General features: G+C 71.0%; 21 protein-coding genes and 2 tRNA genes. 1 reads left to right on the plus strand and 22 read right to left on the minus strand.

Features of this window, described 5'->3' with window-relative positions:
• Positions 1–5: 5 nt before the first annotated feature.
• The 14 genes from EPO13_01960 to EPO13_02025 form a co-directional block, all read right to left on the minus strand.
• Entirely contained in the window at positions 6–1,034 is a 1,029-nt protein-coding gene (locus EPO13_01960) for a hypothetical protein (protein ID TAK70662.1), read from the minus strand.
• Between the two features lie 59 nt (positions 1,035–1,093).
• Positions 1,094–1,918, minus strand: a complete 825-nt coding sequence (locus tag EPO13_01965) for a heme ABC transporter ATP-binding protein (protein TAK70797.1) — start codon at positions 1,916–1,918, stop codon at positions 1,094–1,096.
• Between the two features lie 8 nt (positions 1,919–1,926).
• Entirely contained in the window at positions 1,927–2,946 is a 1,020-nt protein-coding gene (locus tag EPO13_01970) for an iron ABC transporter permease (GenBank protein TAK70798.1), read from the minus strand.
• A gap of 86 nt (positions 2,947–3,032) precedes the next feature.
• A complete protein-coding gene (locus EPO13_01975) occupies positions 3,033–4,115 on the minus strand; it encodes a hemin receptor (GenBank protein ID TAK70799.1) in 1,083 nt (360 codons plus the stop codon).
• Between the two features lie 26 nt (positions 4,116–4,141).
• Complete coding sequence (locus tag EPO13_01980; GenBank protein ID TAK70663.1) at positions 4,142–4,792, minus strand: biliverdin-producing heme oxygenase; 651 nt, start codon at positions 4,790–4,792, stop codon at positions 4,142–4,144.
• Positions 4,793–5,026: 234 nt separating this feature from the next.
• The gene (locus EPO13_01985; GenBank protein ID TAK70664.1) at positions 5,027–5,395 is read right to left on the minus strand and encodes an STAS/SEC14 domain-containing protein; all 369 of its coding nucleotides are present in this window, start codon (positions 5,393–5,395) and stop codon (positions 5,027–5,029) included.
• A 196-nt stretch (positions 5,396–5,591) separates the two neighbouring features.
• Positions 5,592–5,664, minus strand: a tRNA-Glu gene (locus EPO13_01990).
• 91 nt (positions 5,665–5,755) lie between these two features.
• Positions 5,756–5,827: transfer RNA gene (locus tag EPO13_01995), tRNA-Gln, on the minus strand.
• 46 nt (positions 5,828–5,873) lie between these two features.
• Positions 5,874–7,376, minus strand: a complete 1,503-nt coding sequence (locus tag EPO13_02000; protein ID TAK70665.1) for a glutamate--tRNA ligase — start codon at positions 7,374–7,376, stop codon at positions 5,874–5,876.
• The gene (locus tag EPO13_02005) at positions 7,369–8,160 is read right to left on the minus strand and encodes an FAA hydrolase family protein (GenBank protein TAK70666.1); all 792 of its coding nucleotides are present in this window, start codon (positions 8,158–8,160) and stop codon (positions 7,369–7,371) included. Before EPO13_02005 ends, EPO13_02000 begins: the two co-directional genes overlap by 8 nt.
• A gap of 59 nt (positions 8,161–8,219) precedes the next feature.
• Positions 8,220–9,800 carry a citramalate synthase gene (locus EPO13_02010; GenBank protein ID TAK70667.1) on the minus strand — a complete coding sequence of 527 codons (1,581 nt, stop codon included), beginning with the start codon at positions 9,798–9,800 and terminating at the stop codon, positions 8,220–8,222.
• A gap of 150 nt (positions 9,801–9,950) precedes the next feature.
• Entirely contained in the window at positions 9,951–11,060 is a 1,110-nt protein-coding gene (locus tag EPO13_02015) for a branched-chain amino acid aminotransferase (protein ID TAK70668.1), read from the minus strand.
• A gap of 92 nt (positions 11,061–11,152) precedes the next feature.
• On the minus strand, positions 11,153–12,202 hold the full coding sequence (locus EPO13_02020; protein TAK70669.1) for a 3-isopropylmalate dehydrogenase: 1,050 nt from the start codon (positions 12,200–12,202) through the stop codon (positions 11,153–11,155).
• A gap of 146 nt (positions 12,203–12,348) precedes the next feature.
• A complete protein-coding gene (locus EPO13_02025; protein TAK70800.1) occupies positions 12,349–12,582 on the minus strand; it encodes a TM2 domain-containing protein in 234 nt (77 codons plus the stop codon).
• Positions 12,583–13,049: 467 nt separating this feature from the next.
• On the opposite strand from EPO13_02025, the gene leuA reads away from it, so the two are divergent.
• Positions 13,050–14,738 (plus strand): 2-isopropylmalate synthase, encoded by a 1,689-nt coding sequence (leuA, locus tag EPO13_02030; GenBank protein TAK70801.1) that lies wholly within the window; start codon positions 13,050–13,052, stop codon positions 14,736–14,738.
• A gap of 124 nt (positions 14,739–14,862) precedes the next feature.
• On the opposite strand, the gene EPO13_02035 is transcribed toward leuA, so the two are convergent.
• The 8 genes from EPO13_02035 to ilvD all read right to left on the minus strand — a co-directional run bounded on the left by EPO13_02035 (position 14,863) and on the right by ilvD (position 24,467).
• Positions 14,863–15,921, minus strand: coding sequence for a hypothetical protein (locus EPO13_02035; protein ID TAK70802.1), 1,059 nt, complete (start codon positions 15,919–15,921; stop codon positions 14,863–14,865).
• Positions 15,922–15,935: 14 nt separating this feature from the next.
• Positions 15,936–16,469, minus strand: a complete 534-nt coding sequence (locus tag EPO13_02040) for a hypothetical protein (protein ID TAK70670.1) — start codon at positions 16,467–16,469, stop codon at positions 15,936–15,938.
• Between the two features lie 202 nt (positions 16,470–16,671).
• Entirely contained in the window at positions 16,672–18,261 is a 1,590-nt protein-coding gene (locus EPO13_02045; protein TAK70671.1) for a phosphoglycerate dehydrogenase, read from the minus strand.
• Positions 18,262–18,412: 151 nt separating this feature from the next.
• Positions 18,413–19,135, minus strand: a complete 723-nt coding sequence (locus EPO13_02050; GenBank protein ID TAK70672.1) for a tyrosine-protein phosphatase — start codon at positions 19,133–19,135, stop codon at positions 18,413–18,415.
• A gap of 29 nt (positions 19,136–19,164) precedes the next feature.
• Positions 19,165–20,193 (minus strand): ketol-acid reductoisomerase, encoded by a 1,029-nt coding sequence (gene ilvC, locus EPO13_02055; protein ID TAK70673.1) that lies wholly within the window; start codon positions 20,191–20,193, stop codon positions 19,165–19,167.
• 100 nt (positions 20,194–20,293) lie between these two features.
• Positions 20,294–20,818 carry an acetolactate synthase small subunit gene (ilvN, locus tag EPO13_02060; protein ID TAK70674.1) on the minus strand — a complete coding sequence of 175 codons (525 nt, stop codon included), beginning with the start codon at positions 20,816–20,818 and terminating at the stop codon, positions 20,294–20,296.
• Positions 20,819–20,820: 2 nt separating this feature from the next.
• A complete protein-coding gene (locus EPO13_02065; GenBank protein ID TAK70675.1) occupies positions 20,821–22,581 on the minus strand; it encodes an acetolactate synthase large subunit in 1,761 nt (586 codons plus the stop codon).
• 203 nt (positions 22,582–22,784) lie between these two features.
• Positions 22,785–24,467, minus strand: a complete 1,683-nt coding sequence (ilvD, locus tag EPO13_02070; protein ID TAK70676.1) for a dihydroxy-acid dehydratase — start codon at positions 24,465–24,467, stop codon at positions 22,785–22,787.
• Between the last annotated feature and the right edge of the window lie 74 nt (positions 24,468–24,541).

Genomic DNA, 24,541 nt, shown 5'->3' on the forward strand with positions numbered 1-24,541 from the left:
CCCGGTCAGCCGGATCCGGCCGAGCGGCGGGTCAGGACCAGCACCGCGCCACTGACCGCGGCGACGAGGACCGCCGCCGCGACGACCCACCACCCCCGGGGGGCGGCGTCCGTGCCGGGCGACGACCCGGCCGCCAGGGCAATGGCGGACTGCTCAGCCGTGGGCGTGGCTGCCGAGGGTGCCCCCGCGGAGGCGGCGGGATCGGTGCTGACCGAACTGGTGGGAGTCGCTGCGGCCGTGGGGGTATCGCTCGTCGCCACGGACGGCACGGGGTCGCTGGGCTGCTGCGCCGGGGCACTGGCGGAACTGGCCTTCGGCGTGGGCTTGGGTGTCGCCGTGGCCGACGCCTGCGGCGTGGCGCGCGCCGTCGGTTTGGCCGAGGCCTGGCCGGACGCCCCGGCCTTGCCGACGAAGGTGAGCGGGGCGAACACCTCGTTCGTCGCACTGGCCTTGCCGTGGGCGCCGATCGTGAACACGCCGCATTGGACCTGCTGGCAGTCGACGGTGTGCTTGGCGCCGGCGCTGTCCAGGTAGCTGAACCTGGCGCCCGGGACGACCAGCGTCACCGGCTTCGGCCCCGCCGGCCAGTTCCCGCCCGGGTCCATGTGGAAGGCCGTCGCCTCGCCCGACAGTCCGCCGCCGGTGAACGAGATCAGCCGTACGCCACCGCTGCCGTCGTCGCGGGTGTCGGCTCCCCCACCGTCCCCGGGATACGCGTAGCTGACCCCGAATGTCCCGTTGTCGCTGCTGGACGACCGGTGGCTGGGACCCCAGGACCCGCCCGGCTTCACCCAGCCGAAGGCGAGATACACCCCGCCGAAGACCTCGGCGCCCGGCGCGTGCGGCGGGACCAGGTAGCCGGTCCCGGTGACCGTGATCGTGGTGGGACCGGTGGCGGTGAGCCGGCTGGCGGACAACTGCAGAGCCGGCGCCGGAGCCGCCGTGGCCGGCAGGGCCGAGATCGTGCCGACCGCAGGCACCGCGAGGACCGCGGCGGCAAGCACGCTGCGGGTAATCCGATGCCTGCCCGTCACCCTCGTCCTCCGCTCGCCGCCCGTTGATTAGGAGAGGCTAACCTCAGTTGGGCGATTCGTCACGCCGGGCCCCGCCACGGCACCACCAGCAGTGCGCCGGTCCGCGGGTGGGTGATCAGTTCCACCCGGACCTGGTAGACCTCGCTGAGCAGGTCCTCGGTGAAGACCTCGCGCGGCGCACCCCACGCCCGCAGCCGGCCGTCGGCCATGAGCGCCACCTGGTCGGCATACGCGGCGGTGAGGCCGAGGTCGTGCAGGACGACGACCACGGCGTCGCCACGGCGGGCGCGGTACCGGGCCAGCGACAGGACCTGCTCCTGATGGCGAATGTCCATCGCCGCGGTCGGTTCGTCGAGCATGAGCACACTGGACCCCTGCGCCAGAACCCGCGCCAACGCCGCCCGCGCTCGTTCGCCTCCGGACAGGGAGTTGAACTGCCGCAACAGGAAGTCGCGCATGTCCGTGTCCTCGATGGCCTCGGCCACCGCGACGTCGTCACCGTCCTCGCCGTCGGTCCCGAGCCACGGCGAGCGGCCCATCCGGACGACCTGCAGCACCGTGAACGGAAAGCTGAGCGTCACCTGCTGCAACAGCACCGAACGACGGAGGGCCAACTCGCGGCCGGTCCACGCCGACAGCGGGGCGCCGCCCAACCGGACCTCGCCGGAGGTCGGGACGCGGTCGCCGGCCAGCACGCTCAACACTGTCGATTTCCCGGCGCCGTTCGGGCCGACCAGCGCGAGGACCTCGCCGGCGCGGACCGGCAGGCTGACATCGGTGACGATGGCGCTGCCGTCGATGACGACCGAGACATCCGTTGCCTGCAGCACGACCTGTCCGGTCTGCCACGGCTCCGGCAGCCGCAGCGAGCGCTGCCACGGCAGGGTCAGGCTCACGCCCAGCCCCCCGCCCGGTCGCGGGTACGCCGCAGCAGCCAGAAGAAGAAGGGTCCGCCGACCAGCGCGGTGAGCATGCCGATGGGCAGATCGGCGTACGCCACGGCGGTCCGGGCCACCAGATCGGCCACGACCAGGACGAGGGCACCGGCCAGCGCGCTGGCCGGGATCAGGGCGCGGTGCGCCGGGCCGATCACCATGCGGATCACGTGCGGCACCACCAGGCCGACGAACGCGATGATCCCGACGAAGGCGACACCGGCCGCCACCAGCAGGGCGACCAGGACGATCGCGACGATGCGGAGCCGCTCGATGTGCAGGCCCAGGTGCCGGGCTGCCCGTTCGCCGAGGGAGAGCAGATCCAACTGACGGGCGATCAGCACGGTCCCGATCAGACCGACGCACACCAGGGGCGCCACCACCGCGACCGACTCCCATCGCGCGCCGTTGAAACTCCCCAACTGCCAGAAGACGATCTGCTCACGCGCGGCCTGGTCGCCGATGAACACCAGGAAGGCGATGGCCGCGGCCGCCACGGCGTTCACGGCGATTCCCATCAACACCAGCGTGACGACCTCGGTCCGGTTGTCCGAGCGCGCGAGCGTGTACATGACGAAGGTGGTCACCAGCCCGGCGACGAAGGCGGCGACGGCCGTCGTGTAGGCGCCGAGGACCGTCCAGCCCATCACGATCACGAGGCAGGCACCGACGGCGGCGCCGGAGGAGACCCCGATCACGGCCGGTTCGGCCAGTGGGTTGCCGAAGACGCCCTGCATGACCGCGCCGGCCGCCCCGAGCGACAGGCCCACCAGCAACGCCATGACAACCCGGGGAAAGCGCACCTCCCACAGGGCGGCCTCCCCTTGCGGGTGCGCCGGCAGCGGCCCCCAGTCCAGGCCGAGATGGTGCAGCAAGGACCCCACGACCTGCGCCGGTGGGACGCTGAGCTGCCCGAGACTCACTGCCACGATCACGGCGATCCCGAGCGCGACCACCAAGCACGCGACCAACGCCATCGCGCGGCCGGACCGAACCTGTGGCAGGCCCGGCGACCGCGGTGGACCGGCCGCTTCGTCGACCGCCCGCCGAACGGTGGGGGCGGTCACGACGAGGCGCCCGGCGATGCCGTCGCGGCGGGCGGGCCGCCGTACACGGCGCGGGCGAGTGCGGTCAGCGTCGCGGGGAACTGCGGCCCGAAGGACAAAATCTGGGAGTCGGCCATGTCCACGACGCATCCGTCGCGCCCGGCCGTCGTCGTGCCGACCCCCGGAATGCGTCCCAGTCCCGCGACACCGCCGACCGACTCCAGGCCGTGACTCATCATCAGGTAGAGGTCTGGGGCCGCCTTGACCAGCCCCTCTGCCGTGATCGGCCGCTCCCCTAGCAATCCCGTCTGAGTCGCGACGTCGACGCCGTCCAGCGCGGCGATCAGATCGTCGGCGCCCGAACCCTTGCCGAACCAGTAATAGACCCCCGCCTGGCCGCGCAGGTAGAGGAAGACGATGCGCGGCCGGTCCGCCTCGGCCGCTGGCGCCAGCCGGGCCACCTCGGCCTCGGCGGCCGTGACGTCGGCCGTGACCCGATCGGCCAGCGCCCGGCCGGCCGCGGGTACGCCGAGCGCGGCGGCCACCGCCTCGATCTGGGGCTCGATCGTCGCCCGGCTGCGGCCACCATCGAGGATCACGACCGGAATCCCGGCATCGCGCAGCTGAAGCTGGACCTCCAGCGGCCCGATGCTGTAGTCCGTCAAAATGACGCTCGGGTTGAGGTTGAGAATGGCCTCGGCATTCAGTTCGTGACCGTTGTGCGTCACGACCGGCAGGTGCGCCAGGGCCGGAATTCCGGTGGACACGTCACGCCCCACCAGCCGATCTCCCAGGCCGAGCGCGTACACGGTGGTCGCGAGCGTGCCGTAGGTGTCCAAGGCCAGGATCCGCCGCGTGTCGGTGACGGTGACCGCCCGGCCTGAGAAGTCGGTGACCGTCACCGGCAGGGTGGCGCTCGGCGCAGCGCCGATGGGCCACACGGCATCCGCCGGCGTCGTCGCGGTACGCGGACCCGCGCAGGTCCACGGGCCGCCGGTGGCGGCGCTGCGCGCTCCCCCGCCGGCGGCGTTGTCCGGCTCCGGCGGGCTCGCCAGCAAGCCGCACCCGGCGAGCACGAGCGCGGCGGCGCCGGCCAGCACCCCCGGGACGAGACGGGCCACGGCCGTCAGTGCCGCACGAGCAGGGCGTCGAAGACCGCGGCGTTCAGCCGGAAGGCGCGGGCCACCTCCGCCACCACCCGGTCACGCTCGTCGGCATCCCAGTCGGCCGAGTCGAGCAGGTCGTGGTAGCGCCGCTTGTACTGCACGGGCTTGTCGATGCCGTCGAAGGCGTAGAACGTCAGCTCCTCCGGCCGCAGCCCGTAGTGGGTGGCGAGCATCCGCGCGACGATCTGGCCACCGGAGAGGTCGCCGAGGTACCGGGTGTAGTGATGCGCCACGTAACCGGCCGGCCAGCTTGCCGACCCACGGATGCGTTCGACGTACTCCTCGGTCTGCGGCAGCGCGACCACGGCGTCGCGCCAGTCCGGTCCGACGAGCAGCCGAAGGTCGTGGTCGATGGCGGCCTGGCGCAGCAACCGGTCGTCGAGGAACGGACCGGCCACCGGATCGGCCGCCAGCGTCGCTCCGACGTCCTCCAGGGCCTGGTAGATCACGGAGTGCTGCAGCGCGAGCGCGACGTAGTCAGCACGGCCGAGTTCCCCGGCGACAAGCCTGCGGACGTACGGGGTGTCCTCGGCGAGCCGGTGCTCCTGCGCGGTGTCGGCTTTGAGTCGAGCGGCGAAGGACGATCGGGTGTCGGGGACCACCGCGGACATGCTGCTCCTCGGTCGTGGGCTGATGATCGGCGAACTTAGGTGAGGATAACCTCATCACCGGACGCCGGGAACCCCGTCCCCGCCCACCCCATCGATACGGCGACCACGTCAGCCGCGTCGATGGCGGTGACTCCGGCGTCGCCTTCAACCAGGCACACTCGACCACTCGATGCCGCGCCGACGGTCGGTGCCATCCACTCCGCGGTTCGCGTTGTCGACGTCGGTGCGCGGACCTCAACCGCCGCTGGAGCCGTTCGCCGCCCATGCGACGGCGTCGTCATGTTCGGCCCGGGTGAAGCCACGGCACTCGCCAGGTATCGCCCACGAGAACAGGCGCATGCCGTCGCGGATCCACGCCACGTCGGTGATGACGGCGAGGCGCTCCCAGGATGTCCATTCGGCCACGCCGATCTTGAGGTCCTGCCAGACTGCACCAGCCTCCATCCCGCCCCACCCCTCCGGGATATCCAGCACAACGCGGAGCCGACCGTCGTGGTGGCGCAGTGCCGGCTCCAGGATGGTGGTGTAGTCGGCCTTGGTGACCTGCCCGGTGAGCTCCACGCCGAGGACGCCGGCGGGCATGTCGTCGAGGATGCGGATCATCGCGGCTCCTTCTGTCCTGATGGTCCCTGCTTGCGTGACGGTATCGCCGCGACTGGAGCCGGTGGCCGGCAAAGCCGGCGCGTGGCCACAGGGCAGGTCAGCGGTCTCGGGATGCGGTGGTCCACATCCGCGGTCAGGAGCGCTTCAGCAGGCGACGAAACGAAAGGCCCAGGTCTGCGACCTGGGCCTTTCCACGTAGCCCCGACGGGATTCGAACCCGCGCTACCGCCTTGAGAGGGCGGCGTGCTAGGCCGCTACACAACGGGGCCGTACGGTCGCGACGCCTGGGCCAGGGCCGACCGGGGCAGACCATATCCGACGGCGCACAACGGTCCCAAATCGCCAGGAGCGCTGCACCAGCTGGGGTACCAGGACTCGAACCTAGACTAACGGAGCCAGAATCCGTCGGGCTGCCAATTACCCCATACCCCATGGGTCCGCGCCCCGGTCGGCACGGCGGACGCGAGTATAGCCAGGCTCAGCGGTCGCCCAACGCCGCGGCGATCCGCCGCAAGGTCCGCTCGCGGCCGAGCAGCTCGACGGACTCGAACAACGGCGGCGACACCCGCCGACCGGTCACCGCGACCCGGACCGGGCCGAACGCGTGCTTGGGCTTGAGCCCCAGCCCATCCACCAGCGCGGAGCGCAGTGCGGCCTCGATCTGCGGGGCCTGCCACGTCGTCACGGCGGTCAGTGCCGCGAGCGTGGCCTGCAACGCCGGCTGCGCCTCGGCAGACAGCTGTGCGGCGGCCTCGGCCGGGTCCACGGCGTACGACGCCTCCGGCACGAACAGGAACGCCAGCATCGCCACGCCCTGGGTGAGCACCTCCATGCGCGGCTGCACCAGGGGGACCGCAGCCAACAGCAACGCCCGTTGCTCGACGGTCGGCGTCGCCGGCAGCAGCCCCTCGGCCGTCAGGAAGGGTGTCAGCCGATCGGCGAGCTCGTCGACCGGCAGCGCCCGGATCCAGTCAGCGTTGATCGCGGTGCACTTCTTCAGGTCGAACCGCGCGGGATTCGGGTTGACCCGGCTCAGCTCGAACGCTTCTGCCAGCTGCGACAACGAGAACATCTCGCGGTCCTCCCCGATGGACCAGCCCAGCAGCGCGAGGTAGTTCAGCAGGCCCTCGGGCAGGAACCCGCCCTCGCGGTACATCGACAGCGACGACTCCGGATCGCGTTTGGAGAGCTTGCGATTGCCCTCCCCCATCACGTACGGCAGATGGCCGAACTGCGGGGTCGCCCCGCTGCCGACGCCGATGGCCGCGAAGGCCTCGTACAGCGCCAGTTGCCGCGGCGTCGAACTGAGCAGATCCTCGCCGCGCAGCACGTGGGTGATGCCCATCAGCGCGTCGTCGACCGGGTTGACCAGCGTGTAGAGCGGATCACCGTTGGCCCGCACCAGCACGAAGTCCGGGACGTGCTCGGCACCGAATCGCAGCGGGCCGCGCACCAGGTCGTCCCACGCCAGGTCGTGGCCGGGCATCCGGAACCGCAGCGCCGCCTGGCGCCCCTCAGCCCGGTACGCCGCCACCTGCTCCGCAGGCAGTTGCCGGCAATGGTTGTCGTAGCCGGGCGCCTCGCCGCGGGCCCGCGCCGCCTGCCGGCGGGACTCCAGTTCCGCTGGGGTACACCAGCATTCGTAGGCGTAGCCGGCCGCCGCCAGTCGCGCGGCCACGTCGGCGTACCGCTCCAGCCGCTGCGATTGCCGGTACGGCCCGTACGGGCCGCCGATCTCGGGGCCTTCGTCCCAGTCCAGGCCGAGCCAGCGCAGGGCGTCGAGCAGATCGGTGTAGGACTGCTCGCTGTCGCGCGCCGCGTCGGTGTCCTCGATACGAAACACGAACGTGCCGCCGGTATGCCGCGCGTACGCCCAGTTGAACAGGGCGGTCCGGATCATGCCGACGTGCGGATTCCCCGTCGGCGACGGGCAGAATCGCACCCGGACGTCGCTGCGTGCCCCCGCGGCGGCGCTAGTCACGGTCGCCGACCAGGTTCGTCAGGACGCCGACGTCCTCGATCGCGACGCTGACCTCGTCGCCCGGCGACAGGGCAGCCACTCCCGCAGGCGTTCCGGTGAGGATGACGTCGCCGGGCAGCAGCGTCATCACAGCCGAGATGTAGGCGACCAGTTCGGCCACGCCGTAGGACAACTGCGAGGTACGGCCGAGCTGGCGCACCTCGCCGTTCACGGTGCAGGACACCGCCAGATCCGCCGGGTCCGCGTCGGTGCTGACCCAGGGACCGAGTGGGCAGAACGTGTCGAAACCCTTGGCCCGGCCCCACTGTCCGTCGCGTTGCTGCAGATCCCGGGCGGTCACGTCGTTGGCCGCGGTGTAGCCGAGCACGACCTGATCGACGCGTTCGACCGGGACATCGCGGCAGAGCCGGCCGATGACCACGGCGAGTTCAGCCTCGTGGTCGACCTGGGCGGACTGCCACGGCAACCGGATCACATCGGCCGGGCCGATCACCGACGTGTTGGGCTTCAGGAACAGCATCGGCTCGGCCGGCTGGGCGTTGCCCAGTTCGGCGGCGTGCTCGGCGTAGTTGCGCCCCACGGCCACGATCTTGCTCGGCAGCACCGGGGCCAACAGCCGGACGTCGGCGAGCCGGTGGACGACGCCGGTGGGTTCCGGCGGTGCGAACGGATGGCCGGCGATCGCCGCGATCACGGTGTCCGGCCCGGGGCGGCCGGCCTCGTCCAGTCCGTCGACGAGGCCGAAGCCGACGTCGCCGGCGGTCGAGAACCGGGCGATGCGCACGGTCGGCGACCCTATCCGACCGCCGGCCGCCCGCCCGGCAGCGGCCGGCCGGTCCGTCGCTAGCGGCCGGAACGCAACAGCCCGTAGGCCAACGCGTCCTCCAGCGCGGTCCACGACGCCGCGATCACGTTCTCGTGCACCCCGACCGTGGTCCATTCCGCGTCGCCGTCGGTGGTCCCGACCAGCACCCGGGTCACCGCCCCGGTCCCGGTGACCCCGGCCAGGATCCGCACCTTGTAGTCGACCAGCTCCAGCTTGTCGACCTCCGGGCACAGCTGCACCACGGCGGTCCGCAGCGCGTTGTCGAGGGCGTTGACCGGCCCGTTGCCCTCGCCGGTCGCCACGATCCGGTCGCCGTCGGCCAGGACCTTCACGGTCGCCTCGCTGACGACCTCGCCGTCGGGCCGCTGCTCGACGATGGTGCGCCAGGACTCGACGGTGAACAGCCGGTGCCGGCCCGCCGATTCCTCCCGCAGCAACAACTCGAACGACGCGTCGGCGGCCTCGAACGTCCAGCCCCTGGCCTCGAGTTCCTTGACGCGGTCGACAACGCGCCCGAGCAGGTCGGGGTCGCCGGACAGGTCGAATCCCAGTTCGCGGCCCTTGAGTTCGACCGAGGCGCGACCGGCCATCTCGGTGATGAGGACCCGCATGTCGTTGCCCACCAAGGCCGGATCGATGTGGTTGTACAGCTCGGCGGAGACCTTGAGCGCGCTGGCGTGCAGGCCCGCCTTGTGCGCGAACGACGACGTACCGGCGTACGCCTGGTGGGTGTCGGGCGTGAGGTTGGCGATCTCGGCGATGGCGTGCGACACCCGGACCGTTTCGCGCAGTTTCCCGGCCGGCAGCACCGTCATTCCGAGCTTGGTCTCCAGATTCGCGACCACGGCGAACAGGTCCGCGTTGCCGGTGCGTTCGCCGTACCCGTTGGCAGTGCACTGCACGTGGGTCGCCCCGGCCTCGACCGCCGCCAGGGTGTTGGCCACGGCGCAGGCGGTGTCGTCCTGGCAGTGGATGCCGAGCCGGACGCCGGTCCGTGACGCGACGTCGCTGGCGATCGCCAGCACCCGGGACGGCAACATGCCGCCGTTGGTGTCGCACAGCACCCCGACGGCGGCACCGGCGTCGGCGGCAGCGACCAGCAGGCGGACCCCGTAGTCCGGATCGTGCAGGTAGCCGTCGAAGAAGTGCTCGTGGTCGACGAAGACCCGCCGGCCTGCCGCCACCAGGTGGGCCACGGTGTCGGTGACCATCGCGAGGTTCTCGTCCAGCGTGGTACGCAGGGCCTGCGTGACATGGCGGACGTCGGACTTCGCCACGATCGTCACCACCGGCGCGCCGGACTCGAGCAGCGCCGCGACCTGCGGATCGCTGGCCGCGGTGGCACCGGCGCGACGGGTCGCCCCGAACGCCACCAGCTGCGCGTGCTGCAACTGCAGTTCGCTGGCGGCGCGGGCGAAGAACTCGGTGTCCTTCGGCATCGCCCCCGGCCAGCCGCCTTCGATGAAGCCGACCCCGTAGTCGTCGAGCAACCGCGCGACGGCGAGCTTGTCGTTCACCGAGTACGAGATCCCCTCGCGCTGCGCGCCGTCGCGCAACGTCGTGTCGTACACGTGGAACGAGTCGTCTGGACCGGTCATGCTGGTCACGTCCTTCGGGCGGATCCGGGCAACGAAAAACCCCCTCGCCGGGGTGGCGTAGGGGGTTGGCGCGTCGACGGGGAACTCAGTCGACGCGCAGTCCAATAATCAGGCGGGTGGCGCAGGTCACCGTGGCAGTGTGCCACACGCCTACCCGAGTGGATACATCCAGCCGTGCGGATCTGCCGCGGCCCCGGTCTGGATGTCCAGCAGCGCCTCGCGCAGCTGCAAGGTGATCGGCCCGGCCGTCCCGCCGGAGATCGACCACTGGGCGTCGCGGCTCTTAACGTGCCCGACCGGCGTGATCACCGCGGCGGTCCCGCACGCGAACACCTCGGTGAGCTGCCCGCTGGCGTTGCCCGCGCGCCACTCCTCGACGCTGACGCGTGCCTCCTCGACGCCGTAGCCCAGATCGGCGGCCAGGGTGAGCAAGGACGAGCGGGTCACGCCTTCGAGCAGGGCGCCGGTCAGCGCCGGGGTCACCACCCGGGCGTCGCGACCGCTGCCGTAGACGAAGAAGAGGTTCATGCCCCCCATCTCCTCGACCCATCGGTGCTCGGCGGCATCCAGCCAGACCACCTGGTCGCACCCCTGCTCGATCGCCTCCGCCTGGGCGATCAACGAGGCCGCGTAGTTGCCGGCGCACTTGGCCTCGCCGGTCCCGCCGGGGGCCGCGCGCACGTAGTCGTCGCACAGCCACACCGACACCGGATGCACCCCGCCGGCGAAGTACGCGCCGGCCGGCGACGCGATGAGCAGATAGTCGTAGGCGTTGGCCGGCCGAACGCCCAGACCGACCTCGGTCGCGAACATGAACGGCCGCAGGTACAGCGACCGTTCGGCATCGGCGGGGACCCAGGCGGAATCCACGCCGACGAGCGCCTGCAGCGATCCCAGGAACAGTTCTTCGGGCAGTTCCGGCATCGCCAGCCGCCGGGCGGACTTGGCGAAGCGGGCGGCATTGGCCCAGGGCCGGAAGGTCTTCACCGTCCCGTCGGCGTGCCGGTAGGCCTTGAGTCCTTCGAAGATGGACTGCCCGTAGTGGATGACGTTGGTCGCTGGGTCGATGGTGAGCGGGCCGTACGGCACCAGCTCGGGGTCGTGCCAGCCGCGGTCGGCGTCCCAGCGCACCCGCGCCATGTGGTCGGTGAAGGTCCGGCCGAAACCGGGGTCGGCGAGGATCGCGGCCCGCTCGGCCACCGGCAGCGGCGCGGGATTGCGGTGCAGCGCGAATGCCTCGGCGTGGGAGGTCGTGGTCATGGTCGGACGCTACCCCTTCGGCTCAGCACGGATTCGGTGGAGCGCACGACCCGGGGGCGGCGTTCGCCTCGGCGATCCGCCGGCGTCCCGGGTCAGCCGGCTACTGCGGTTGCCAAGGCATCGCCGATCTGGGCGGTCGAGCGGGCCCCGTTGCCCTGCCGGCCGGACAGGTCCGCGGAAACGGCGGCCTGCACACGATCCGCCGCCTTCGACGCCCCGACGTGGTCCAGCAGCATCGCCAGCGACAGCACCGTCGCGGTGGGGTCCGCCTGACCGGTCCCGGCGATATCGGGGGCCGAGCCGTGCACCGGCTCGAACATCGACGGGTTGGTGCGGCTGACGTCGAGATTGCCGCTGGCGGCCAGGCCGATGCCCCCGGTGATCGCCGCGCCGATGTCGGTGAGGATGTCGCCGAACAGGTTGTCGGTGACGACGACGTCGAAACGCTCCGGAGCGGTGAGGAAGAACATCGCCGCCGCGTCGACGTGGCAGTAGTCGGTGGTGACGTCGGGAAACTCCGCCGCGACGCGGTCGAAGGTCCGCTGCCACAGCGAACCGGCGTACACCAGCACGTTGGTCTTGTGCACCAGCGTGACCTTGCGCCGGCGCTTCGTGGCCCGCTGGAAGGCATCACGGACGATGCGCTCCACGCCGAACGCGGTGTTGAGGCTCTCTTCGGTGGCCACCTCGTGCGGGGTGCCGCGCCGCAGCGTTCCACCGGCACCGACGTACGGACCCTCGGTCCCCTCACGGCACACCACGAAGTCGATGTCCTCGACGCCCTTGCCTGCCAGCGGCGTCGCGACACCGGGGTACAGCTTGACCGGCCGGAGGTTCACGTGGTGATCCAGCGCGAACCGCAACGGCAACAGCACGCCGCGCTCCAGCACGCCCGGCGGCACACTCGGATCGCCGATGGCGCCCAACAGGATCGCGTCGTGGCCGCGCAGTTCCTCGAGCACGGTGTCCGGCAACGTCTCGCCTGTGGCGTTGTAGCGCCGCGCCCCCAGGTCGTACTCCTGCGTGGCGACGGCGAGGTCGTCGGCCGGCGCGGCGGCGGCCAGCACCTTCAGGGCCTCGCCGACCACCTCCACACCGATGCCGTCGCCGGGAATGACTGCCAGACGCAGGGAGCGGGACATGGCCGGCAGCGTACGCCGCCGTCCACGCCTCGACATCCTCGTCTCGGCATACGGACGCAGTTCCGTGGAGACGGGGGGAACCGGCCGAACCGGCGAATCGGGGAAACTCGCGGGAAGGACGGCGAGTTTCCCCGATCGGCCAGCCGCTACCAGTTCTGCAGGGCCTTGCCTTCCTTGTCGCGGAACGAGCCGATCAAGATCATGATGAAGTCGACGAGCACCCAGATGCCCAGGCCGCCGAGCGTCACGATCATGAGGATGGCCGTGCCGACCTTGCCGACGTAGAAGCGGTGGATACCCAGGACGCCCAGGAACCAGGCCAGCAGCGCGGCTGCGAGCCGGGACTTCTCCGATACGGGGTTGCCTGCGGCGTCGAGCATCGGCTTGCCATTGGGGAACACCGGTACCGGTGCGCCGTAACCGCCGGGCGGCGGCAGCGGAGCAGCGGGCGGCGGGGTCGGGGTGCTCACGGCGGATGCCTCCTGGTCGCCCCTCGGGCGAGGGGCCTCGCGACAGACCGTAGCGATCCGGTCACCCACATGTCCGGCACCACGACGCGGACGGCGTAACCGGTCCGCCGCGCTGCCGCAGGCGCCCGGGACGGCGGCCGCCCGGCGTGGGCAGGTCGGCGAGCGCGAGCGGTCGGCATTTCGCTGCTATCCTTGCCGCACTATGTCGTCTGCGCGCCTGCTTCTCGGCCGCCGCGGCGGGGCCTGATTCGACCGGCCTCCCCGTCGCGGGGTGTCCTGGCGTGCCGGTCCACGACCGCGATGTCGACCGGAGACCCCCTGTGAGCAGCACCGCAACGCCCCCCACACCGCAGCGCAACCCCCAGCAGCCCTCGAGCATGGCCTGGCAGCGCTACCGTCCTTTCACTCCTGTTCGGTTGACCGACCGGACCTGGCCGGATGCCGTCATCACGAAGCCGCCGCGCTGGTGCGCGGTCGACCTGCGCGACGGCAACCAGGCCCTGATCGACCCGATGACCCCGGACCGCAAGCGGCGGATGTTCGACCTGCTGGTCCGCATGGGCTACAAGGAGATCGAGGTCGGGTTCCCGTCGGCCAGTCAGACCGACTTCGACTTCGTCCGTGAGCTGATCGAGACCGACGCCATCCCCGACGACGTGGTGATCCAGGTCCTCACGCAGTCCCGCGAGCACCTGATCGAGCGGACGTACGAGTCGATCCGCGGCGCCCGGCAGGCCATCGTCCACCTGTACAACTCGACGTCGACGCTGCAGCGGCGCGTCGTATTCGGCCTGGACCGGCAGGGCATCACCGAGATCGCCGTGCACGGCGCACAGCTGGTGGCGAAGTTTGCCGAGCAGATCGCGCACGAGACCGACGTGTTCTTCGAGTACTCCCCGGAGTCGTTCACCGGGACCGAGCTGGAGTACGCGGTCGAGATCTGCGACGCGGTCAACGAGGTGTGGCAGCCCACGCCGGATCGCAAGGTGATCCTCAACCTGCCCGCGACGGTCGAGATGGCCACCCCGAACGTGTATGCCGACCAGATCGAGTGGATGAACCGGCACCTGTCGCGCCGCGACTCCGTGGTGCTGTCACTGCACCCCCACAACGACCGCGGTACGGCGGTGGCCGCGTCGGAACTGGGGTACATGGCCGGCGCGGATCGCATCGAGGGATGCCTGTTCGGCAACGGCGAGCGGACCGGCAACGTCTGCCTGGTCACGCTGGGCCTGAACCTGATGAGCCAGGGCATCGACCCGCAGATCGACTTCTCCGACATCGACGAGATCCGTCGCACCGTCGAGTACTGCAACCAGATCCCGGTCCACGAGCGGCATCCGTACGGCGGCGACCTGGTGTACACCGCGTTCTCCGGATCGCACCAGGACGCGATCAACAAGGGGCTGCGAGCGCTGGCCGACGAGGCCGAACAGGCCGGACACGACGTGGCCGAGCACCCGTGGGAGGTGCCGTACCTGCCGATCGACCCCAAGGACGTCGGTCGCACGTACGAAGCGGTGATCCGGGTCAACTCGCAGTCCGGCAAGGGTGGCGTCGCCTACATCATGCGCACCGAGCATTCGCTGGAACTGCCACGCCGGCTGCAGATCGAGTTCTCCGGTGTGGTGCAACGGGTCACCGATGCCGAGGGCGGCGAGGTGTCGCCGGACCAGATGTGGGAGTACTTCACCGACGAGTACCTGCCCAACCCGACCGCCCCGTGGGGACGGCTCGCATTGCGGTCGGTCCGGCAGGACTCCGCGGTCGACGGCGACACCACCGTGGACGTCGTGGTGGTCGATCGCGGGGTCGAGGTCGCGCTGCGCGGTGTCGGCAACGGACCGATCGCCGCGTTCTGCGACGCGCTGGCCGGACACGGCCTCGACGTCCGCGTGCTGGACTACCACGAGCACGCGCTGGCCGCCGGCGGTGACGCGACGGCAGCGGCGTACCTGGAATGCACCGTCGCCGGACAGAGCCTGTGGGGCGTCGGGATCGATCCGTCGATCACGACCGCGTCGCTGAAGGCGATCATCAGTGCGGTGAACCGGGCGCAGCGATAGCGCCCGGTTCAGCGGGCCCGACAGTCGACTCTAGTTCCGTGACGTCAGCGAGGCCGGCGGCGCGGTTCCGCTGGACCCACGGCGCGCGTCGCCAGACCGACGGCGCGGGCAATTCGCAGGTCCGCTAGACCGACGGCGCGGGCAATTCGCAGGTCTGGTCGACCAGGCGCTGGGTGACCGGCCGGTTGAAGTGGCTGCCCAGCGGACCCGCGCTCGGCATCAGGTAGGTGTAGTTCCCGCTGTCACCGGCGACCAGCAGCAGGATGTCAGCGGGCTCCTTGACGACGTTGAAGCGACTGCCGGGCGGGTACGTCGCCCCGGTGTAGTACGCGAGTTCCTCCGCGGTCCGCCAGGTGCGCGAGAACAGTTCCGCTTGGAGCTGTTCTCGCGTATAGCCGGCCTCCGCCATCGGCTGCGCGTGAGCCGGGTTCAGCACGACGGTCACGGTGCCCGCCTCGTGTTGGCTGTTGTTCGAGGCGGGACTGGCCAGCGCGGCGCTGACCGTCCGCAGCCAACGGTCGGCGAAGGGGAGGTCGGAATGGGTGGTGCCGATCGCCACCAGGACCGAGTGGGGTGCCTCGGCCCCGACCACGGTCACCGCGCTGTCCTCGGCAGCACAGCCGCGGGTGGTGTGCAACGGCGGGAACGGGCTGTGCTCCTCGGCTTCGGCGAGGCAGTAGCTGAACTTGCCAGGCTGTCCCATGATCGCCATGTCGCCGACCCCGGGCCGGGCGCCACCGAGGTTGAGCAGGCACAACCGCAGCGCCCGGCCGATGGTGGCGTTGGCCCGGAAGCCGGCACCGAGCGCGCCGACGCCGCTGGCGATGGGGCCACAGTCGATCCGGGCCGGTCCGTTCACGATGATGAGCGGGGCCACGTTGTGCGTGGTCGCCTGCAACTCGGTGAGGTCGAACTCCGGGCGGGTGACTGCCCGGACCGCGGCGATCACCACCGGAAAGTGCTCGGGCAGACAGCCGGCCATCACGGCGTTGATCGCGACCTTCTCGATGGTCGCGACGCCGAGCCGCGGCCCGATCTCACCGAGGACGAACTCGGCATCCAGGCCGCCGGCCTGGATGAGCTGCTCCACCCGCGCCGGCGTCGGTACGACGACCGGCAGGCCGTCGGTGAGCCCGTGCTCCTGCAAGGCGTCCTGGGCGGCAGCCTCGTCGGCTGCCTGCAGCTGTCGAGCCCCGCTCACGCGGCCAGCCCACGCAGATCGGACAGAATCTCCGGGCTGAACTTGGTGGCGACCACGCGCAGGTTCTCCAGCCCGGTCCCTGCCAGCGGGTGCGGCAGGACGACCTGCGGCAATCCGGTGAGACCGAGCGAGAACGCGACCTGCGCCGCCAACGGATGAAACACCTCGGTGACCAGCAGGACGACGGGCAACCCGTAGCCGGCGATGGTGACCGCGTCGCGCGTGGACGCCGCCGTACACGATCCGCAGTGCCCGATCGCGACGACGAGCGCGTCGCAGTCACCGAAATGCTGCCCGATCTCGTCGGGGGTGAGCGACGTCCCGAGCCGGGGCTTGGTGTAGAGCACGAAGGACGCGTCCGGCTGGTGTGCGCCGATCGCGGCTTGGACCTCCTGCAGGAACGCGGTCGAGTCGGGGAACCCGTTCGCCAGCAACCCGATCCGGACTGCCCCGTCGCCGGCCAGTCGGAGCTGGTACTCGTGCGTCTCGTGCGGCGGCCCGGCGTCCGGATCCAGATACGTGATGGGCATGGACCCGTCCCTCACTTCCGCCCCCGACCGTGGACCAAGCGGAACGCCCCCGATCAACCGGAACGCCCTGACAGGCGACAGCCTCAGGCGATCAGGACGCCATTGATCAATCGGAACGTAGCGTCGCGACCACCACCGGTCAAGGTGCCCGCGGGCAGCCCGGCGAGCGGCACCGGGCTATCCGTGTCCGGGATCGACAGGCCTAGTCGGCCAGGTCCACCGTGCGGCCGGAGTCGGCGCCGATGGCGCCGCTGATGGCCGAGAGCACCTCGGCGGGCACCGCGGTGTCGACGGTGAGCGCGATGAGCGCCTGGCCGCCGGCCTCGTCACGACTGACCTGCATGCCGGCGATGTTGATGCCGGCGTCGCCCAGGACGCGCCCGGCGATGCCGACGACGCCCGGGCGGTCGACGTACCGGAAGAACGCCAGGTGCGCGCTGATCGGCACGTCCACGCCGAAACCGTCGACTTCGACGATCCGCTCCACGCCTCGCGGACCGGTCACCGTCCCCGCGACGGACACCGCCTGACCGTCGGTGAGCGTCAGCCGGACGCGTACCACGTTGCGGTAGTCCGGGCTCTCCGGGTCGGTCACCAGCGACACGCTCACGCCGCGCTCGGCCGCGATGACCGGGGCGTTGACGTAGGAGACCGGCTCGTCCACCAGCGCCGCGAAGACGCCCTTGGTGGCCGACAGTTCCAGGATCTTGACGTCCTGCGAGGCGATCTCGCCGCGAACCTCGACCTCGATCCCGGCGACCGGCGCCGCCGCCAGCGCAGCCGCGATCTGGCCGAGCTTCTCCGACAGCGCCAGGCCCGGGCGGACGTCCTCGGCGATCGTGCCGCCGCGGACGTTGACCGCATCGGGAACCAGTTCGCCGGCCAGGGCCAGCCGTACCGAGCGGGCCACCGCGATCCCGGCCTTCTCCTGCGCCTCGTCGGTCGACGCACCCAGGTGCGGGGTGGCCACGACGTTGTCGAGGGTGAACAGCGGGGAGTCCGTGCACGGCTCCGTGGCGAACACGTCCAGCCCGGCACCGGCCACCCGGCCGTCCCTGAGCGCCTCGTACAACGCGGTCTCGTCGACGATGCCACCGCGCGCGGCGTTGATCACCCGGACCGTCGGCTTCACCGTCTTCAACGCCTCGGCACCGATCAGGCCCACCGTCTCCGGCGTCTTCGGCAGGTGGACGGTGATGAAGTCGCTGTCGCGCAACAACTCCTCAAGGGGAACCATGCGTACGCCGATCTGCGCGGCGCGGGCCGGCTGCACGAACGGGTCGTAGGCGATCAGCGTGACACCGAACGCCGAGAGCCGCTGCGCGACCAGGATGCCGATCCGGCCCAGCCCGACGACGCCGACGACCTTGTCCGCGAGCTCGACCCCGGTGTACTTGGAACGCTTCCATTCCCCGTGGCGCAGCGCCTGATGCGCCGGGGAGATGTTGCGAGCGCTGGCCAGCAGCAGTCCGACGGCCAGCTCGGCCGCGCTCACGATGTTCGACGTGGGCGCGTTGACGACCATCACGCCGGCCTGGGTGGCGGCCTTGACGTCGACGTTGTCCAGACCGACGCCGGCGCGGGCCACGACCTTCAGCTGCCGGGCCGCGGCGATGGCCTCGGCGTCCACCTTCGTCGCCGACCGCACCAGGATCGCGTCGACGTCGGCGATCGCCGCGAGCAGCGCCGTACGGTCAGCGCCGTCGCAGTAGCGAATCTCGAACTCCGGACCCAGCGCCGCCACGGTGGCGCCGGAGAGCTCTTCGGCGATGAGGACGACAGGCTTGCTCACAGGACACCTCTGGTGGCGGGGGAACTCTTCTCGCCGGCTGTCGGCGAACTCGCATCCACCCGGCGCGGGTACTGCCGGGATCACGTCCGGCGGCGAGCCGGGCCATCCTACCGACGGCCCTCATCACCGCCGACGGCCGTCGGCCGGGCCGCTAGCCGACGAACCGCGACCGCCAGCGGTCCAGCAGCTCCGGCGAGGCTCCGGCCGCGGTCCACCACCCGACGATGCCGCCGTCCACCGCCTCGATCGCGTCGACCAGCCGGCGGATCGCGACCAGGGTGGGCGGCAGCACCTTGCCCTGCTCGTCCACGCCGATCAACGGCACCTTGGAATGCAGCCGCAGCCGCGCCTCGATGCCGGGCAGGTTCTGCTCGGTGAGGACGAAGTCGACCTCGACCGCCTCACGCTGCACCCCCGCGGCCAGCAGCAGCAGCGCGACCGCCACGCCGGTGCGATCCTTGCCGGCCGCGCAGTGCACCAGCAACGGCGAGGCGGCATCGGCCGCGGCCGTCAGGATCGGCAGGAAGCGAGGCGCCCGGTGTCCGGCGATCATGCGGACGTACCGCTCGCCGCTGAGCAGGCCCTCGTTGGTCTTGGTCACGTCGAGGTCGGTATCGGGGTACTGCGGACGGGCCACGTCGCGCAGCACCGGCACCTGCAGCACGACGGTGTCCGGCGAGTCCAGCGGGTGGCTGACCCCCGCGGTCTCGGTGTCGCCGCGCAGGTCCACCACCGTCCCCGGTGGCCAGGTCGGCAGCTCGGCAGGCACCGGGTCGCCGAGGACCGGCGCGTCGCTGCGCAGCAGGACGCCGTACCGGGTCAGCTCTCCGCCGGTGGTCGGCAGGCCCCCGAGGTCGCGGATGTTCGCCAGCATGTGCTCGCCGCCGGTCAGCGATGCGACCGTCAGCGCGCCGCCGTCCCCTCGACGTAGTCGTCGTCGCCGCTGTCGACCCAGGCCATGAGCTTGCGCAGGTCGCGGCCGGTCGCCTCGATCGGGTGCTGCTCGCCGCGGGCGCGCAGCGCGGCGAACTCCGGTGCCCCGGCGTCCTGATCGGCGATGAAGCGCGCGGCGAAGGACCCGTTGACGATGTCGGCGAGCACCGCCCGCATGTTGTCCTTGACGTGGGAGTCGATGACGCGCGGGCCCGACACGTAGTCGCCGTACTCAGCGGTGTCCGACACACTCCACCGCTGCTTGGCGATGCCGCCCTCGTACATCAGGTCGACGATGAGCTTGAGTTCGTGCAGGCACTCGAAGTACGCCACCTCCGGCTGGTAGCCGGCCTCGGTGAGGACCTCGAAGCCGTACTGCACCAGCTGGGAGACGCCGCCGCACAGCACGGCCTGCTCGCCGAACAGGTCGGTCTCGGTCTCCTCGGTGAACGTGGTCTGGATACCGCCGGCCCGCAGCCCGCCGATCCCCTTGGCGTAGCTGAGCGCCAGCGGCCACGCCTGACCGGTGGCGTCCTGCTCCACCGCCACGATGACCGGCACGCCGCGGCCGGCGACGTACTCCCGGCGGACCAGATGGCCGGGGCCCTTGGGAGCGACCATCGCCACATCCACACCCGCAGGCGGCTTGATGTAGCCGAACCGGATGTTGAAGCCGTGACCGAAGAACAGCGCGTTGCCGTCGGACAGGTTGGGCGCCACGGACTCCGCGTAGAGGTGCCGCTGGACCGGGTCCGGGGCCAGGATCATGATCACGTCGGCCTCGGCGGACGCCGTCGCGGGGTCGACCACCCGCAGGCCTTCGGCTTCGGCCTTGGCGCGACTGCGCGACCCTTCCGGCAGCCCGACCCGCACGTCGACGCCGGAATCGCGCAGCGACAGCGCATGTGCGTGGCCCTGACTGCCGTAGCCGAGCACGGCCACCTTCTTGGCGGCGATGACCGCCAGGTCGGCGTCGTTGTCGTAGTAGAGCGTGGCCACGTCGGCGTCTCCTTGTCCGGTGAGCTGGTCTCAGTGCTGTCGTCGTTGCGGATCGTGGTCGTGCTGGTCGTCGTCGGCCGGCCGCGCGGCGGGGCTGAGGCTACGCGGTTCGATCAGCCGGGCGCAGGGCACGGTCGGTCATGGACCGGGTGCCCCGGGCCAGGCCGACGACGCCGGACTGCACCAACTCGCGGATGCCGAACGGTTCCAGGGCAGCCAGCAGCGCGCTGACCTTGTCCGGCCCGCCGGTGGCCTCGATCGTGACCGCGTCCGTGCCGACGTCGACGACGTGCGCCCGGAACAACCGGACGATGTCCAGCACGTGGGGTCGCTGGTCGAGTTCGGCACGGACCTTCACCAGCACCAGCTCTCGCTGCACCGACGCTTCGCGTTCCAGCTCCACGATCTTGAGTACGTTCACGAGTTTGTTGAGCTGTTTGGTGACCTGTTCCAGCGGGAGGTTGTCGACGTTGACCACGATGGTCACCCGCGACACCTCGGGCAGTTCGGTCGGCCCGACCGCCAGCGACTCGATGTTGAACGAGCGCCGTGAGAACAGGCTGGCGACGCGCGCCAGCACGCCGGGCTTGTCCTCGACGAGCACCGACAGCGTGTGCCTGGTCATGCTCAGACCTCCCGGTCCCAGACGGGCGCGAGATCCCGCGCGACCTTGATGTCGTCGTTGCTGGTACCGGCGGCGACCATCGGCCAGACCATCGCATCCTTGTGCACGACGAAGTCCACGACGACGGGGACATCGTTGATGGACATGGCCTTCTCGATGGTCTCGTCCACCTGCTCGGGCGTCTCGCAGCGCAGGCCGACCGCCCCGTAGGCGTCGGCCAGCTTGACGAAGTCCGGCACCCGCGTCCCGCGCTGCTGGCCGGTGTGGTGCAGGTCGGTGTTGGAGTACCGCTGGTCGTAGAACAGCGTCTGCCACTGCCGGACCATCCCCAGCGCCGAGTTGTTGATCACCGCGACCTTGATGGGGATGTCGTTGATGGTGCAGGTCGCCAGTTCCTGGTTGGTCATCTGGAAACAGCCGTCGCCGTCGATCGCCCAGACCGTCGCGTCCGGACGGCCGGCCTTGGCCCCCATGGCGGCCGGTACGGCGAAACCCATGGTGCCCAGGCCACCGGAGTTCAGCCACCGGCCGGGCTGCTCGTACCCGATGAACTGCGCGGCCCACATCTGGTGCTGCCCGACACCCGCGGCGAAGATCGCGTCGGGCCCGGCCAGCGCGCCGAGCCGCTGGATGACGTACTGCGGCGCAACGGAACCGTCGGCCGGGGTCTCGTAGCCCAACGGGTACGTCCCCTTCCACCGCGCGACGTCGGCGCGCCAGCCGTCGTAGTCCCCGGTCCGTCCGGCCGCCGCCTCGGCCTGCAGCAGCGCGGTCAGTTCGGCGATGACCTCGCCGACGTCGCCCACGATCGGGATGTCGGCGGTCCGGTTCTTGGAGATCTCGGCCGGATCGATATCGGCGTGGATCACCTTGGCGCCCGGGGCGAACGTCGACAGTTTGCCGGTGACCCGGTCGTCGAACCGGGTCCCGAGCGCGATCAGCAGGTCGGCCTTCTGCAGCGCACCGACGGCACTCGCGGAACCGTGCATCCCCGGCATACCCAGGTGCAGCGGATGGCTGTCGGGGAAGGCGCCGCGCGCCATCAGGGTCGTGACGACCGGGATGCCGGTGAGTTCCACCAACCCGCGCAGCGCGGCGCTGGCTCCCGCCTTCACCACTCCCCCGCCGACGTACAGCACCGGCCGGCGCGAGTCGAGGATCAGCCGCGCGGCGTCGCGGACCTGCCGGGAGTGCGGCCGGGTCACCGGCCGATACCCCGGCAGGTCCAGCTGCGTCGGCCACGAGAACGTGGTCATGGCCTGCAGCGCGTCCTTCGACACGTCGACGAGCACCGGACCAGGCCGGCCGGTGGCGGCGATGTGGAAGGCCTCGGCGACCGCCCGCGGGATCTCCGTGGGATCGGTCACCAGGTAGCTGTGCTTGGTGATCGGCATGGTGATGCCGCGGATGTCCGCTTCCTGGAACGCGTCGGTACCGATCGCCGGGGCCGCCACCTGCCCGGTGACCGCGACCATCGGCACCGAGTCCATGTACGCGTCGGCGATCGGCGTCACCAGGTTCGTCGCGCCCGGACCGGAGGTGGCCAGGCACACCCCGACCCGTCCGGTGGCCAGCGCGTATCCCTCGGCGGCGTGACCGGCACCCTGCTCGTGGCGCACCAGGATGTGCCGGATCTGCTGCGAGTCCATGAGCGGGTCGTACGCCGGCAGGATCGCGCCGCCCGGAATCCCGAACACGGTCTGGACGCCGGCAGCTTCCAGCGAGCGGATGAGGCTCGCGGCTCCGGTGATCTGCTCACTCATGGGGTTCGTTCCTGCTCGTCGTCGGTGGTTCAGGTCAGGGCAACGAAAAACCCCCCGGCCCGAAGGCGACGAGGGGTGCGCGCAAACTCACTCGAGGTCAGCTGGCGCGCTGCCCGAGTACGAGGATCAGTGTGGTCTGCACGACACGAAGGGTCGTCGTACCGACCCGGTCATGTCAAGCCGGCGCCCCTGTCGGGCAGCGGCTAGTCACACACCGCACCGCGCGCAGCCGATCCCACCAGCCGGGCGTACTTGTGCAGCACGCCGCGCGAGTAGGTCGGCGGCAGCGGCTGCCAGCCTTCACGGCGCCGGGCCAGTTCGGTGTCCGGCACCAGCAGCTCGAGGCTGCGACCCGGGATGTCGATGCGGATCCGGTCGCCGTCGCGGACGAACGCGATGGGCCCGCCGTCGACCGCTTCGGGAGCCACGTGGCCGATGCACAGCCCCGTACTGCCACCGGAGAACCGGCCGTCGGTGACGAGCATGACGTCCTTGCCCAAGCCGGCACCCTTGATCGCCCCCGTGATCATGAGCATCTCGCGCATCCCGGGGCCGCCCTTGGGGCCCTCGTACCGGATGACCACAACGTCGCCCGGCTGGATCGTGCCGTCCTCCAGCGCATCCATCGCGGCGCGTTCGCGTTCGAAGACGCGCGCCGTCCCCTCGAAGGTGGTGATCGGGATCCCGGCTGACTTCACCACCGCGCCGTCCGGGGCCAGCGAGCCGCCGAGGATGGTGATGCCGCCGGCCTGACCGAGCGGATGCGTTGTGGCGTGGAGGATGTCGCCGTCGGGATCGGGCGGGGAGATCCCGGCCAGGTTCTCCGCCATCGTTTTGCCGGTCACGGTCAGGCAGTCGCCGTCCAGCAGGCCGGCGTCCAGCAGGGCACGCAGCACCACCGGGACCCCGCCGACCCGGTCGATGTCGGTCATCACGTAGCGGCCGAAGGGCTTCACGTCGGCCAAGAGGGGAACTCGGGAGCCGACCCGGTGGAAGTCCTCCAACTCCAGGTCCACGTCGGCCTCGTGTGCCAGCGCAAGTAGGTGCAGCACCGCGTTCGTCGAACCGCCCAGCGCCATGACGACGGCGATGGCGTTGAGGAAGGCGGGGCGGGTCATGATGTCGCGGGCGGTGATCCCCTGCCGCAGGAGTTCCACGACGGCCTCACCGGAGCGGCGGGCGTACCCGTCGCGGCGCCGGTCGACCGCCGGCGGCGCGGCAGACCCGGGCAGCGACATACCCAGCGCCTCGGCCGCCGACGCCATCGTGTTCGCGGTGTACATACCGCCGCAGGCGCCTTCGCCCGGGCAGATCGCCCGTTCGATGCGGTCGACCTCGTCCCGGCCGATCAGCCCCCGCGCGCACGCGCCGACCGCCTCGAAGGCATCGATGATCGTCACGACCCGGCCGTCGACAGTGCCGGGCAGCGTCGATCCGGCGTACACGAACACCGACGCGATATCGAGCCGGGCAGCGGCCATCAGCATGCCCGGCAGGCTCTTGTCGCAGCCGGCGAAGTTGACCATCCCGTCCAGGCGCTCGGCGCGCATGACCGTCTCGACGGAGTCGGCGATCACCTCGCGCGACACCAGCGAGAAGTGCATCCCCTCGTGTCCCATGGAGATGCCGTCGGAGACCGAGATCGTCCCGAACTGTAGCGGGTAGCCGCCGGCGGTGTGGACGCCTTCCTTCGCCGCGACCGCGAGCCGGTCCAGCGACAGGTTGCACGGGGTGATCTCGTTCCACGACGACGCGATCCCGATCTGGGGCTTCTCCCAGTCGTCGTCGCCGAGGCCGACGGCCCGCAGCATCCCGCGGGCCGCCGCCCGCTCCATGCCGTCGGTGACGGCTCGGCTGTGCGGCTTGAGATCCGGAGCGTCGGTCATGCGCGGAGCCTAGACGGCCACCGCCGCGGGCCACCTCGGGCACGGGCGGTGATCCACTCGCCCCCGGGCGAGGC

Source organism: Actinomycetota bacterium (assembly GCA_004297305.1).
GTDB lineage: Bacteria > Actinomycetota > Actinomycetes > S36-B12 > FW305-bin1 > FW305-bin1.